At 31.4% G+C, this 14,320-nt stretch carries 11 protein-coding genes; 7 read left to right on the top strand and 4 right to left on the bottom strand.

The annotated features are described in order from the left end of the window. The first annotated feature begins 45 nt into the window (after nt 1–45). From gldF to ACHZDT_RS21995, 4 genes are all read left to right on the top strand, one after another. Nucleotides 46–771: a gliding motility-associated ABC transporter permease subunit GldF gene (gene gldF, locus ACHZDT_RS22010; RefSeq protein WP_394776847.1), complete on the top strand. Its 726-nt coding sequence runs from the start codon at nt 46–48 to the stop codon at nt 769–771. Beyond that, nucleotides 771–2,456 carry a gliding motility-associated ABC transporter substrate-binding protein GldG gene (gene gldG / locus ACHZDT_RS22005; protein ID WP_394776846.1) on the top strand — a complete coding sequence of 562 codons (1,686 nt, stop codon included), beginning with the start codon at nt 771–773 and terminating at the stop codon, nt 2,454–2,456. Before gldF ends, gldG begins: the two co-directional genes overlap by 1 nt. 107 nt (nt 2,457–2,563) lie before the next feature. Then, on the top strand, nt 2,564–3,682 hold the full coding sequence (gene dnaN / locus ACHZDT_RS22000; RefSeq protein ID WP_394776845.1) for a DNA polymerase III subunit beta: 1,119 nt from the start codon (nt 2,564–2,566) through the stop codon (nt 3,680–3,682). Nucleotides 3,683–4,120: 438 nt separating this feature from the next. After that, entirely contained in the window at nt 4,121–4,750 is a 630-nt protein-coding gene (locus tag ACHZDT_RS21995; protein WP_394776844.1) for a DsbA family oxidoreductase, read from the top strand. A gap of 326 nt (nt 4,751–5,076) precedes the next feature. On the opposite strand, the gene ACHZDT_RS21990 is transcribed toward ACHZDT_RS21995, so the two are convergent. Next, nucleotides 5,077–6,849 carry a DNA mismatch repair protein gene (locus ACHZDT_RS21990; RefSeq protein WP_394776843.1) on the bottom strand — a complete coding sequence of 591 codons (1,773 nt, stop codon included), beginning with the start codon at nt 6,847–6,849 and terminating at the stop codon, nt 5,077–5,079. Nucleotides 6,850–6,914: 65 nt separating this feature from the next. Beyond that, on the bottom strand, nt 6,915–7,748 hold the full coding sequence (locus ACHZDT_RS21985) for a universal stress protein (RefSeq protein ID WP_394776842.1): 834 nt from the start codon (nt 7,746–7,748) through the stop codon (nt 6,915–6,917). Between the two features lie 183 nt (nt 7,749–7,931). On the opposite strand from ACHZDT_RS21985, the gene mnmE reads away from it, so the two are divergent. Then, complete coding sequence (gene mnmE / locus ACHZDT_RS21980; protein WP_394776841.1) at nt 7,932–9,332, top strand: tRNA uridine-5-carboxymethylaminomethyl(34) synthesis GTPase MnmE; 1,401 nt, start codon at nt 7,932–7,934, stop codon at nt 9,330–9,332. Between the two features lie 647 nt (nt 9,333–9,979). Further along, nucleotides 9,980–10,843: an N-acyl homoserine lactonase family protein gene (locus tag ACHZDT_RS21975; protein WP_394776840.1), complete on the top strand. Its 864-nt coding sequence runs from the start codon at nt 9,980–9,982 to the stop codon at nt 10,841–10,843. Nucleotides 10,844–11,235: 392 nt separating this feature from the next. On the opposite strand, the gene ACHZDT_RS21970 is transcribed toward ACHZDT_RS21975, so the two are convergent. Next, nucleotides 11,236–12,063, bottom strand: coding sequence for a hypothetical protein (locus tag ACHZDT_RS21970; RefSeq protein ID WP_394776839.1), 828 nt, complete (start codon nt 12,061–12,063; stop codon nt 11,236–11,238). A 193-nt stretch (nt 12,064–12,256) separates the two neighbouring features. Next, nucleotides 12,257–12,622 (bottom strand): hypothetical protein, encoded by a 366-nt coding sequence (locus ACHZDT_RS21965; RefSeq protein ID WP_394776838.1) that lies wholly within the window; start codon nt 12,620–12,622, stop codon nt 12,257–12,259. Between the two features lie 234 nt (nt 12,623–12,856). Between ACHZDT_RS21965 and ACHZDT_RS21960 the strand changes: the two genes are divergently transcribed. Continuing rightward, entirely contained in the window at nt 12,857–14,089 is a 1,233-nt protein-coding gene (locus ACHZDT_RS21960) for an ROK family transcriptional regulator (protein ID WP_394776837.1), read from the top strand. Nucleotides 14,090–14,320: the final 231 nt, after the last annotated feature.

The raw sequence follows: 14,320 nt of genomic DNA, 5'->3' as shown, positions 1-14,320 counted from the left end.
CGAACTTGAAACCTGAAACAAAAAAAACTTGAAACAAAAAGACAAATGAAATCAATCATTTTACGAGAAATAAAATCCTTTTTTGGCTCTCCTATTGGCTATTTGGTCATTGCTATTTTCTTAATTAGCAACGGACTATTTTTATGGGTTTTCGAAGGAGATTATAACATATTGAATACTGGTTATGCTGATTTGACTCCGTTTTTCACTTTAGCGCCGTGGATTTTAATTTTCCTGATTCCGGCAGTTACAATGAGAAGTTTCTCTGATGAAAAAAAACAAGGAACGCTTGAATTGCTTTTAACCAAACCATTATCGATTTGGGAAATTGTAAACGGAAAATTTCTGGGTTCGCTCCTATTAATTGTTTTGGCAATTATTCCAACATTTATTTACGTAAAAGTAATTTCAAATTTAGGTTCTCCCGAAGGAAATATAGATATGGGAAGCACCATTGGTTCTTATTTTGGATTATTGTTTTTAATCGCGGCATATTCTGCAATCGGAATCTTCACTTCTACGCTTTCAGAAAATCAAATTGTAGCTTTTATTATTGCGGTTTTCTTGTGTTTTATCTTTTATTTTGGCTTTGAAGGTTTGGCTACATTACTTCCCGGATATTCAAATATTATTTCATTATTTGGTATGCAGGATCATTTTAAAAGCATGAGTCGGGGCGTTATTGATACACGCGATGTTATTTATTTTTTGAGCATCACCGTATTATTTCTGTCTTTTACTGTTTATCAATTAAAATCTTTTAAAGCGTAATGAAAGCATCTACTCAACAAAATATCAAAACATTAGGTATTACTGTTTTTGTTTTAATCGTTTTAAATGTATTGGGAACTTTATTTTTTCACCGATTCGATTTAACAAAAGACAAACGATATACTTTATCCCAAACCTCTTTACAAATCGTAAAACAGGTTAAAAATCCGTTGTCGATCAAGATTTATATGCAAGGTGATTTGCCGGCAGATTTCAAACGTTTACAACAAGAAACCAGACAATTACTGGAAGAATTTCAGGCGTACAACAGCAATATTGTTTTCGAATTTGTAAACCCAATGGAAAACAAAGACGAAAGCTCGGATGTTGTAAAATCTTTATTTCAAAAAGGGCTTACGCCAATAAACATCACTGTTGATGATAAAGGAAAACAATCTCAGGCAATGGTTTTTCCTTGGGCAGTTGCCGTTTACAACAATAAAGAAGTCAATATTCCTTTATTGAAAAATATAATGGGCGCTTCGACAACTCAAAAAGTTATTGGATCGATTCAGCATTTAGAATATTCGATTGCCGATGCAATAAATAAAATTTCAAAAGACCGACAAAAGAAAGTCGCCATCATTAAAGGAAACGGGGAATTATCAGAAATTCACATTGCTAAATTATTACAGCAAATCCGCGAAAGCTATTATATTGGACCTTTTACATTAGATTCTGTAGCTAAAAATCCAACAGGAACTTTAGATGCGCTAAACAAATATGACTTAGCGATTATCACAAAACCAACTGAAACTTTTTCTGACGAAGAAAAACAGGTTTTAGATCAGTTCATTATGCATGGCGGAAAAACCTTGTGGTTAATCGATCAGGTTGCCGCCGATATGGACAGTTTATACAATCAATCCGGTGCGACTCTGGCTTATCCAAGAGATCTGAATTTGAACGATATGTTCTTTAAATACGGATTCAGAATTAATCCTGATTTAATAAAAGATGAGCAAGGAAGTCCAATAAAATTGGTAACTGGCGAGCAAGGAAGCGCAACACAATATCAGGATTTTGTCTGGAAATATGCTCCACAAGTGTATCCAACTAGTCAACACCCGATTGTAAAAAATCTAGGTGGAATTAAATTTGATTTCGCAAGCCCGATTGATACTTTAAAAAACGGAATCAAAAAAACGGTTTTATTACAATCGTCTCAATATTCAAAAGTAGTGGGAACGCCGGTTGAAATCAATTTAAATATTGTAACCGAAAAAACTTCTCCACAAGATTATCTGAACAAAGGAAATATTCCACTTTCTGTTTTATTAGAAGGAAATTTTCATTCGGCTTTTGAGAATCGTGTTTTGCCTTTTAAAGAAAATTCATTTTTAGCAAAAGGAAAACCGAACAAAATGATCGTAATCGCCGATGGTGATTTGGCGAGAAATCAATTGGATAAAAACATGATGCCAGTTGAATTGGGTTATGATCAGCGTACTGGAAACCTTTATGACAACAAAGATTTCATAATGAATTGCGTTAATTATTTGCTGGATGATACCGGACTTATTAACATTAGAAGCAAAGATGTCAATTTACCTTTATTAGACAAAGAGAAAGTTTATGAAAATTACAGTATGACACAATTCATAACTATCGGACTTCCAATTCTAATTTTATTAGTTTTTGGATTGGCATTTACTTACATCCGAAAAAGAAAATACAGCAAATAGATGTTAATAAAAAAATTGCGAAACTAAGATTGTTTACGATATATTTGTAAAATCTATCTTAGTGAAAGAAAAACTAAGAAAAAGAGCAAAAAAATAAAACAAAAGAGATGAAATTTATAGTATCGAGTTCGTACTTATTAAAACAATTACAAGTTTTAGGTAGTGTAATTAACAGTAACAATACGTTGCCTATTTTAGATAACTTTTTATTTGAACTAGACAATGAAGCGTTGACAGTTTCGTCTTCGGATCTTGAAACAACAATGTCTGCTACATTATCAATCGATTCTACAAGTAAAGGAAGCGTTGCTGTACCGGCAAAACTTTTGCTTGAAATTTTAAAAACGTTTCCGGAACAACCTTTAACTTTTACAGTTGAAGAAAATAATACGGTTGAAATTAGTTCAAACTCAGGAAAATATGCCTTAGCATATGCTGCCGGAGAAGAATTTCCTAAATCAGTACATCTTGAAGAGCCATCTGTAACGCTTGTTCCTGCTGATGTTTTAGCAACAGCGGTAAGCAAAACTATCTTTGCTGCCGGAAATGATGATTTACGTCCGGTAATGTCCGGAGTTTTCTTTCAGTTCTCGCCAGAAGGATTAACTTTTGTTGCAACAGACGCTCATAAATTAGTAAAATACGCCCGTACAGATGTAAAAGCATCTCAGGTTGCAGATTTTATTATGCCAAAGAAACCTTTAAATATCTTAAAAAGTATTTTAGGAAGTTCTGATGCCGAAGTAAAAATTGAATACAACGATTCAAATGCAACTTTCTCATTTGATAATTACATATTAATGTGTCGTTTAATTGACGGGAAATACCCTAATTACGAAGCAGTAATTCCAAAAGAAAATCCAAATAAATTAATGATTGACCGTTCTTTATTTTTAAGTTCAGTTAAGCGTGTTGCGATTTTCTCTAACAAAACAACACACCAAATTCGTTTGAAAATCGCTGGAGCTGAATTAAATGTTTCTGCTGAAGATATCGATTATTCAAACAAGGCAGAAGAAAGACTGACTTGTGATTATCAAGGAGATGATCTTCAAATTGGTTTTAACTCTCGTTTTTTAACTGAGATGTTAACCAACTTACAATCAGATATGATTATGTTAGAAATGTCATTACCAAACAGAGCCGGAATTCTTACGCCAGTTGATGGTTTAGAAGAAGGTGAAACTGTTACTATGTTGGTAATGCCCGTGATGTTAAATAGTTAACATCAAAAGTTCTTTTTGTTACAGGGATCTTTTTTAGTTTCAAATTAAAGACATATCATTGTAAAAAAAAATCGCTATTAACCAACCATTTTTTATACCTAGAAACCGCAACTCTTTCAAAAGAGTTGCGGTTTTTTATTTTCATGTAATTATGAATTAAACCCGACAGGTTTTAAAAACCTGTCGGGTTGCGCGAACTTGTCATTTCGACGCAAGGAGAAATCACTCACGTAACTCGACAAAGATTGATAATATACTGTGCGGAGATTCTAGTGTGATTTCTCCTTCCGTCGAAATGACAAACTAGTATGAAAAACCTCCAAACTTCACGACAATGTAAACCCGACAGGTTTTAAAAACCTGTCGGGTTTGTTGATCAGAGAAAAACCTGAAACTTGAAACTTCAAACCTGAAACATTTTTTTCTTATTTTTGTACTATGAAAATAGAAATTTGGTCGGACATCATGTGTCCGTTTTGTTATATCGGAAAAAGACAACTGGAAACAGCTTTAGCTGAATTTCCAAATGATGAATTTGAAATTGAATGGAAAAGCTTTCAACTTGATCCAACGATTACGCCACAATCAGGTAAAGATGTTTATACGTTTTTAGCCGAGCGAAAAGGGATTTCAGTTGAACAATCAATAGAAATGCACAAAGGTGTTGTAGAACGCGCAAAAAGCGTTGGGTTAGATTATCATTTTGATAAAGCTATTATTTCGAACTCTTTGACGTCACATCGTATTATACAATTGGCTAAAACCAAAAAATTAGGCGACACAATGGAAGAAATTTTCTTTAAAGCTTATTTTACTGAAGGAAGAGATTTAAATGATGGACCAACTTTAATTGAATTAGCAATGAAAGCTGGTTTAGATCAGAATTTGATTTTAGAAGTTCTAAAAGATGAAAACTTATTTTTAAAAGAGGTTCAAAATGATATTACCGAAGCTCAGGAAATTGGCGTTCAAGGCGTTCCTTTCTTCGTTTTTGACAGGAAATATGCAGTTTCCGGAGCGCAGCCTGTTGAGGCTTTTGTGAATACTATTAAAGAAATGCAGAAGTAACCGCGATCTTGTCATCCCGAGGAACGAGGGATCTCCGTAAGTAGCTCGACAAAGATTGTGTATTTTGATTACGGAGTTTCTTGCGGAGATCCCTCGTTCCTCGGGATGACAAGATTGTGTTTGCGTTGCGAGAGATGGATTAAAATCCATCCTACAATATGTTTCGTTCCTCTGGAACTTCTTAAAAAAAACTAGATATGACAAACTATTGTATAAGTCGTTACTATTTTCGACATCGCTAAGAATGACAATACAGATCAAACTCTATAATCTAAAATCTTTACTCTTCGTTCTAATCTTTGTTCTCTAATCTAAAATCTAAATTTCTAAATAACTCCCATTTTTTGCATTAAAAATGTCGCGCTTTTATTTTTACAGATTCCATTCCGGAGTTTGTAATCAAAATGGAGTTCATTGTTTTGAATTTCAACTTCAAAACATTGATTGGTTAAAGTTTGAGGATATTCATTTGTTGTTAGACAAACTTCGATATCGTGTGTGGCAATTGCTCCAATTGCATTTTTTGCTATGATTTTTTTAACTACTTCAATTGTTCCGTTTCGCTTGTCATCAGAGTTTGTTCCTCTTAAAATTTCATCTAATAAAACAAAAGCGGGCTGATCTTCGAGTGCGTCCATAATTTGTTTCAAACGCTTAATTTCGGCAAAGAAATAAGATTCGCTATCCGCTAAAGAATCTGATAATCGCATTGAAACTAAAACTGGAAGTGGATGAATGTTAGCATTTGAAGCACAAACAACTGAACCTATTCCGCCAAGAACCATATTGATTCCTAAACTTCTTAGAAAAGTACTTTTTCCCGACATATTAGAACCCGTTAAAATCATAAATGATTCCGGATAAAAATGTGTATTATTCCCTACTCTTGTCGATGGATTTAGCAATGGATGACTTAAATTTGAAAAGCCAATTTTATAGTCGGAATTGATTTCAGGGAAAACGAAATCGGGATTATTGTATGCTAAATTTGCTAAACTATTTAAGGCTTCAAATTCGCCAATAACAGTAATCCAATTTTCCAGTTCGGTTGAGTAATTGTCTTTCCATTTTAAAAGCGCTTTTAAAACGTGAAGATTAAACAAAAATGTTCCGTTAAACACAATTGCCGTGACCAGATTACTGATTGTATCCATTCGCGAGAACAACTCTGATAAATCTTTTAAGTGTTTGCTTGCGGTTGCATTTCTAAAAATAAGTTGTTGTTGTAAATTGATTAATTTTTTAGATTGAAAAGTTTCTGTTTCAATTTTCTGAACCAATAAACTATATTGTTTGATAATTTTATCGACGTTATCGGCTTTTGCAATTTCGGACTGAATTCTTTTAAATGACTTTCCTAAAACGACCATGTTCGCAATAAAAACATATGTTAGATAGGAAAGTAAAATAGTTTTGGAAGTTATAAAATAAGCCGTTAAAAGTCCAAAAAATAAAGCTGGAAGTATAATTGATAATGCAACTAAAACTTTAGGTAATGCATTATTTTTAAATGAATTCCAATAGAGTAGCGAGTCATATGAATTTTTAGAATCATTACTAATCATTGCTAAAGCCAGGAAATCCTGGCGCCAGTCAATTTTAGTTTTTAGTTCATTAATCGCTTCCTGATTATCAAGAATTGTTTCCTGAGATAACAAGTTCAATAATTGATTTGCTAATGTTTTTTTTCCGATAAAAGTGGCGGTTCTGTTTATATTCTGGAATAATGAATGTTCCCCAAATATATCAAGATCATAAGCGTACGGATGATGAAAATCATTGAATTCAATTCCGGTTTCAAAAGGGATTTTTTCTCTTTTTAGATATGTAATCTCATTTTGATTTAGTTTTAAAATTGCAGTTGTAAGGTTCTTTTGAAAAGACAATTTTGAATGAATCCGCATTAAAAAAATAAAACCAACAAAAGATAGAAAAGCAAAAATTGCGTAAAGGATTTCATTTGTTTTTATATAATAAAATAGTAAAAACAAACAAAGAAAAATACTTAAAAGACGCAGAATACTTATGCTGTTGTATCTTTTATTGATTTTATGAAAAATTGTAGTGTAATATTCAACTTTATTTTGATATGCTTCCATTTTTTAAATTTAATGAAATACAAATATAGGTTTTAGACGTACAAATGTACTATCAAAACAGAATTTTAGGTTTCATGCATTACTAAAACCGGTACAGAAACTTCTTTGGTTATTTTTTTTGTAAAACTGGATTCAAAAATGCTTTCAAAGAAGGATCTTTTATGTGTAATTGTGGTTAAAATATCGATGTCTTTATATAGTATAAAATCTAAAATAGTTTCTTTTACTTCATCACTTGGCAAAACCAGAAATTCTACATTTTCGTTTGCAAATTCGTTTTCCCATTCTTTAATTGTTACATCAGAAACATCTGAAGATGAAGTCTTAACATACAGGCTTTTTACTTTTGCATTTGTTTTTCTTGCAATTTCTAATACTTTTCTTAATTCGACTTTATCTTTTTCGCGATAACGGGTTGTGAAGCCAATAGTTTTTATTTTTTTGAATTTTCTCTCTGCGGGAATACATAACACAGGAACTTTAACTTCTGAAATTACGGAACTTGTATTTGATCCGAGAAAGAATTTTGTCCAGTCTGAAATTCCTGAAGTTCCCATGATTACAAAATCTACATTATCTTCTTCGACGGCATTTTTTAAATTATAAATCAAATCTCCATCCATTAAGCGGTGTTTTATTACAATATCTTCTAAATTTCGTTCCATTGCAATGGTTCTTAATTTAGGAATTTCATCTTTAAACATTTCAAATTTGGCTAATTCAATTGAACTATAAATAGCGGCATAGTTTTCAGGAAAAAATTGACTGTCATAAACTGGAATCTCAAAAGTATGCAACAAAATAAGTTCGGCATTGACAATTTTAGCAAATTCTAAAGCGTGTACAAATGCATTTGTTGCTGATTCAGAAAAATCTGTGGGAAATAATATTTTTTTCATTTTGATTCGGATTTAAAGGTTATTCTCTCAAATTTAATCATTCTAAAAATAAAACACTCTGACAATTATCAGTATTTTAACATTTGGTAATTTCTAAATAAATTAATTTTTCACAATTTTAGAATATATCCTCAACAAGACTTTGGAGTCATAAGTTTCTAGCTTTTTTTATACCTTTGCACCATGATAAATCAAGATTCTATAGTTGCATTGGCTACTCCGTCCGGAGCTGGAGCCATTGCTATAATTCGAATTTCAGGTGCTGAAGCCATAACTATTGGAAATTCGGTTTTTAAATCCATCAAAAACAAAGATTTAACCCAGCAAAAAACACATACTTTACATTTAGGTCATATTGTAGATGGTTCGAAAACACTTGACGAAGTTTTGGTTTCTGTATTTAAAGGGCCAAACTCGTATACAGGCGAGAATACGATTGAAATTTCCTGCCACGGATCTACTTATATTCAGCAGCAAATTATTCAGTTACTTTTAAGAAAAGGATGTAGAATGGCAGACGCCGGTGAATTTACATTACGAGCTTTCCTTAACGGAAAACTGGATTTATCTCAGGCTGAAGCGGTTGCTGATTTAATTTCATCTGATAATGAGGCTTCGCACCAAATTGCAATGCAACAAATGCGTGGTGGTTTTAGTAATGAAATTGCAAAATTGCGTGAGGAACTTTTGAATTTTGCTTCTTTAATTGAACTGGAATTGGACTTTGCCGAAGAAGATGTTGAATTTGCGGACAGAACTCAGTTTCATGAATTATTAAACCGAATTGAATTTGTATTAAAACGTTTAATTGATTCATTTGCTGTTGGAAATGTAATTAAAAACGGAATTCCTGTTGCAATTGTTGGAGAACCAAACGTTGGGAAATCGACTTTATTAAATGCTTTATTAAACGAAGAACGAGCCATTGTTTCGGACATTCCAGGAACTACGCGTGATACTATTGAAGATGAATTGGTCATTGGCGGAATTGGATTTAGATTTATTGATACGGCTGGAATTCGTGAGACTAAAGACGTTGTGGAAAGCATTGGAATCAAAAAAACTTTCGAAAAAATAGAACAAGCACAACTCGTAATCTACTTAATGGATAGTTTGAAATTTCAGGTTTCCAGTGATTCTTTTATTGTTGAAATCGAAAAGATAAAGAATAAATATCCATTAAAAGAAATTTTAATTGTTTGCAATAAAATAGATCAGCTTAGTGAAGAACAACTTCAAACTACACGTCAGGAACTTGAAACTTTAAACCTGAAACAAATTTTTCTAAGTGCTAAACAGAACATTGGTGTTGAAGATTTAAAAAATCAATTATTGTCTTTTGTAAATACTGGAGCATTACGTAATAATGAAACAATTGTTACTAATACAAGACATTACGATTCTTTACTAAAAGCTTTGGATGAAATACAAAAAGTAAAATTCGGCCTTGAAACTAATCTTTCAAGTGACTTAATTGCATTTGATATTCGTGAAGCTTTGTACCAATTCGGGCTTATTACCGGTCAGGTATCAAATGACGAATTACTGGGGAATATCTTTGCAAATTTCTGTATCGGGAAATAACAAAACAAAATAAACTGCAATTAAACGAGTTAAAATGTTGATTATAAATATTTTAACTCGTTTCTTTATTTTTTTTGCTGTTAGATATTATACGATGTCTTGTGTTCTCAAGTGGAACTCTGATAGACTTGGCTAGAAAATCGATTACAGCACCTTCTTCATTGTCATTAAAATTAATAAAATCTATTGATATAGGTGGTTTTTACCAAATATAACCAATTATAAAAGCAATTTTTACATTTACCATTTACGACTATTAATTAACCATATATAGATATTTCATGCTGGAGCGTTATATAGTTTTGCATTTTCAAGTGATAATTATCTACAAAATCATTTCTGAAAAAGTTTGCTAAACAGTATTGACATTTCATTAACAGTACTTGTTTAGTCGTTAACAATATAGGATATATGTATTAAATATATTTGTCACGATATATACCCTAAATCAATTAAAAAATCATAAAAACAATTTAGTAAATAATATGTATATTATACTATGGCAAAAGCAATTTACATTGCTGGGTTTAATAATTGTTGATCGGTTTACCGATATTATATAATAAAACGTAATAACAAATATCAGATGAAACTTTTACCGACCTTTAATTATTACAACCTTCTAAATTGTATAGAAACAGCAAAATATGACACTTAAAAACGTACGCCCCTTTTTTATATTAGTTTTAATTTCTTTGGCAATTTGTGAAACTACATTTTCACAAATACCAAATTATGAAGTATATGCTTTAAAATTTGCTTCCGTTGGAAAATTACTTCCACTAGCTGTAAATGTTATAGATGCTCCCGAAAACGAAACCGTAGATCCTGCTTTTATTTTTTGGCTGATAAAAGATAATCACGGTAAAAATATATTAATCGATGCGGGTTTTTTACCAGACATACCACAAGTAAAAGATTTTGGAATCACAAAATATATTCAACCAGATACCATGCTTACTGCACTTAATTTAAAAAGAGAAGATATTACCGATATTATCCTTACTCATCCGCATTGGGATCATATGGGTGGTATTGATTTATTTCCGAATGCACATGTGTGGATTCAAAAAGAAGATTACAATTATTTTGTTGGAAGTGCATGGCAGGAAGAAGGACACAATGGAGGTTTTAATAAAGAAGATGTACGCAAAATAATCGAACGAAATCTGAAAGGAAAACTTACCCTTATAAATGGCGATGATCAGGAAATCATACCCGGAATTAGAGCTTATACAGGTTCACGACATACTTTTGATTCGCAGTATATTTTAATAAAAAGTGGTGCCGACAAAATAATAATTGCTTCAGATAATGTTTTTACTTATTATAATTTAGAACATTTAAAATCGGCTCCTGCACACGCCACTTTTGATATTGAAGGATATGTTAACGCCATGATAAGAATGAAGAAATTAGTTTCTGATGTTAAATTTATTATTCCCGGACATGATAATTTATTGTTTTCAAGATTCCCAAAAATAACCGATAATATAATTAGGATTAAGTAAATTCTCCCGACAATATAATAACTACTAAAGAGTAATTTAGGAAATCAATATATAAAACTAGCAGCTAAAAAAATTCCTGCCAACAAATTCGTTACTAGTTTCATACATAGATTTTATAAATAATTTCATAAAATTGAAATAAAAACTATTGCTTATCAATAAACTTTGCTCCCCTCCTATCAAACCATTTTGATTTTCAACTTTGGCGTCAAATCCTCTTTTTGCACCAAACTAAATGCTACAATTGAAAAGTTAAAATTAAAACACAAAAAACAATTTGTAATTTACTTTTTTTAGGACAGCCACTTTGGGAAAAAAACCTCCAAATTAAAAAAAAATGGAGGTTTTTATATAAAATTTATTCTGTGAAAATTTTCAGGAATATAAAATATCTATTTTTTGGTTAATATCCTTCTGATTTTTTTTTCGTTATCAATCTGGATTCCTTCTGCTTTCACTAAATCTAAATCTTCCAAAAACTCATCTCTAAAAGTTGAGTTAGGTTCCTCAAATGGCTGATCTTTTAATTTTATGTAAAGGGCTTCTGCTTCCTTATAATTTCCTTTTAATAAAAGCAAGAGCGGCCTGTTTGAAAGCGGATATTTCGATTCGGGATCATATTTTATACTTTGATTTAAATAATATTCAACATCATTTAGTTGTTGATTTACAATGCTATACCAGGCCAGACTATTGTAATGACGACCCATTTGTTTCTTTACCGCGCTGTCTGGGGCAATTTTATAATAAGCAGAATCCAAAGCAACCAAATCAAGATAATGAGCCCGTAAATCCTTATTTGATTTTAATGATTTAGTACCTGACTTTAAAAAATAGTCCCGATACTCTTTAACACGACCACGATTTGAAACGAATAGAATTTGCGACTTGGCATCTAAAGTATAATTATAAGAAAATAAGCTGATTTTATACTTGTAAGCAACATCATTCGATGATTTTAAAATATTTGACATTAATGAATCAGCCCTTTTGATATCATGTTCCTGCAAGTAATACTCGTAAAATTTTAGCATAACATCCGGACTTTTGCCATTGATAAGGTTTACTGTATTTTTCTTTTTTAAATTAAATTCATCTCTTATGGTATCTAATGTTTCTGTTCTATTATTTTGATAATCTACTTGTAAATTTACTTTTGCCTGAGATTTCGGGACACATAGCATTACTATTATGAAGGAAAATATTGTTGTTAATTTCATTTTTTAAAATTTAGTTCTGGCCGACATTTTCAATACAATAACATCTTTTAGTAATTCAGATTAAGACCAAATCTATTCTGCTATCACTATAATAATGTGTTGTTATCCAAAGTTTTTTGGCTTCTTTAATTGAATAGATTGTATAGCAGGTTTTGCTGCTAATTTGACATACTTATGGCTGTCACTTTTGAATTTAACCTATTTTTGGTTTCAAATACAGAGAAGAGAAACCCGAAGAAATAGAAGTCTCGGGATGGTTGAATTTTTGATTTTCATTATAAAAATCATAATTTACAGCTTGTAATACAGTTTCGTTACCTACTAAAAAAACACTGGAAGATGGTGCGCAAATACATTTAGAATCTTTACAATTATTATGACAACAATGGTGCTTTTTATCTTTATGTCCAGCTGCATCACAACAACCTTTTTTACTTTTAGCTAATGACATTTCTGTGACAGAATGATCATTTTTAGATTTACTTCCGCATGCAAAAGTATTGTTCGGCATCATAAAAATGTCTAATAATATAAATGCTATAAAGTAAAAGTTTTTCATTAAAATTAAATGTTATACAAACATAATACTTATACTTTATTCAATAATAGATTGTTAACTTTTATTTGCCTGATCACATAAACGTTTCTATTTCTATCATTTTTAAGCAGTGTTTTTTTTAGTGGTTTTATAAAATTCAGCTACATTAAAAAAATATTTTAATAATTGCGCCCAATTCTTATAATTATTTAAAAATTATAGTAAGTTTGTAAGAGACACATAATTATAGCAGCGATGAGTTTAAAAGATTTATTAGATAATAGTAAAGATAAAAGTCTTTCAGGTCAGAAATGGCACATGCTAAGACAATCTATAACCAAACGTTTGCTTTCGGGAGGCAATTCTACAATTGCCGAATTAAGTACCGAATTACAATCAAGTGTTCCAACGGTAACCAAAGCTGTCAACGAATTACTAACCAAAGGGTACGTAGTCGACATGGGAAAGATCACCAATAGTGGCGGACGAAGACCTTCATTATATAGTATCAACCCAACCTGCGCTTACTTTCTTGGAGTTGAAGTTGGCATCAGCAGTATGTCTATTGGCTTGCAAAACATTAAAAATGAATTGGTTAGCGTTGATCTTGGCACTTCATTTATTTTGGAAAATACTCAAAAATCTTTATTAAAATTCTGTGAACTTATTAATTCGTTTATAGAAGATAGTTCTGTAGATAAAAAATTAATTGTTGGCGTTTGTATCAACTTTTCCGGACGTATTAATTCAATGGAAGGTTTTAGTTATAACTATTTCTTTAGTGAAAACCGACCTTTAAACGAAATCATTTCTGAGCAATTAGATCTTCCCGTTCACTTAGAAAATGATACTCGTGCAATGACTTTTGGAGAATATTGTGAAGGTGTTGTAGACGATGAACAAAACATCATTTTCGTCAATTACAGTTGGGGAGTTGCTATCGGGATGATTACTGACGGAAAGCTATACTACGGAAAATCAGGATATTCAGGAGAATTTGGTCATAGTACTATTTTCAATAATGAAATCATGTGCCAATGTGGAAAACTAGGTTGTCTTGAAACCGAAATTTCCGGCTGGTCGTTAATTAATCAATTTAAAGATGCTATAAAAGAAGGAAAACAATCAAAAGTAATACTTGATGAAAGTTCTTCGGCATTACAACACAATGCTATTATTGCCGGAGCTGTAAATCTAGAAGACACTCTTTGTGTCGATTTAGTGACGCAGCAAAGCGAAAAAATGGGACGATATTTATCTATTTTATTAAATATCTTCAACCCTGACTTACTGGTAATTGGTGGAGATTTCGCACAATTAGGCGATTATGCTTTACTACCTATTCAATCTGCATTAAAAAAATATTCACTTGGTTTAGTAAACCGTGATATGAAACTTAAAAAGTCTGCTTTAGGCCGTCGTGCGGGCGTTATTGGTGCCTGTTGTGTCATCAAGGAAAAAATGTTATTTCCTTTAATTAATAACTAAATTTCTCAACCATATATCTATTATTAAAATATTTTAATAACTAAAGTAGTTATATTAAAATATTTTATATCTTTACCTCGTAATAATAAATTAATTTATTCATAAGATTATCATAACATTCATCCGGATTATGAACTTTCTATGTTAAATGATCGTAAAATCGGAATAGAGGTAATTAAATTATCTGCAATTATGAAATTCCATTTTTCGCAAAATAAAATAAATTATTGC

This window comes from Flavobacterium sp. (assembly GCF_043722275.1).
Classification (GTDB): Bacteria; Bacteroidota; Bacteroidia; order Flavobacteriales; family Flavobacteriaceae; genus Flavobacterium.
The sequence above is the reverse complement of the archived record's forward strand: the minus strand, read 5'-3'. Positions and strand labels throughout refer to the sequence as shown.

Excerpts from the sequence above, each read along its gene's own strand:
- ACHZDT_RS21960 (WP_394776837.1), top strand. The coding sequence starts at position 12,857 with ATGAGTTTAAAAGATTTATTAGATAATAGTAAAGATAAAAGTCTTTCA.
- ACHZDT_RS21985 (WP_394776842.1), bottom strand. The coding sequence starts at position 7,748 with ATGAAAAAAATATTATTTCCCACAGATTTTTCTGAATCAGCAACAAAT.
- ACHZDT_RS21990 (WP_394776843.1), bottom strand. The coding sequence starts at position 6,849 with ATGGAAGCATATCAAAATAAAGTTGAATATTACACTACAATTTTTCAT.
- ACHZDT_RS21965 (WP_394776838.1), bottom strand. The coding sequence starts at position 12,622 with ATGAAAAACTTTTACTTTATAGCATTTATATTATTAGACATTTTTATG.
- mnmE (WP_394776841.1), top strand. The coding sequence starts at position 7,932 with ATGATAAATCAAGATTCTATAGTTGCATTGGCTACTCCGTCCGGAGCT.
- gldG (WP_394776846.1), top strand. The coding sequence starts at position 771 with ATGAAAGCATCTACTCAACAAAATATCAAAACATTAGGTATTACTGTT.
- ACHZDT_RS21970 (WP_394776839.1), bottom strand. The coding sequence starts at position 12,063 with ATGAAATTAACAACAATATTTTCCTTCATAATAGTAATGCTATGTGTC.
- ACHZDT_RS21995 (WP_394776844.1), top strand. The coding sequence starts at position 4,121 with ATGAAAATAGAAATTTGGTCGGACATCATGTGTCCGTTTTGTTATATC.
- gldF (WP_394776847.1), top strand. The coding sequence starts at position 46 with ATGAAATCAATCATTTTACGAGAAATAAAATCCTTTTTTGGCTCTCCT.
- ACHZDT_RS21975 (WP_394776840.1), top strand. The coding sequence starts at position 9,980 with ATGACACTTAAAAACGTACGCCCCTTTTTTATATTAGTTTTAATTTCT.
- dnaN (WP_394776845.1), top strand. The coding sequence starts at position 2,564 with ATGAAATTTATAGTATCGAGTTCGTACTTATTAAAACAATTACAAGTT.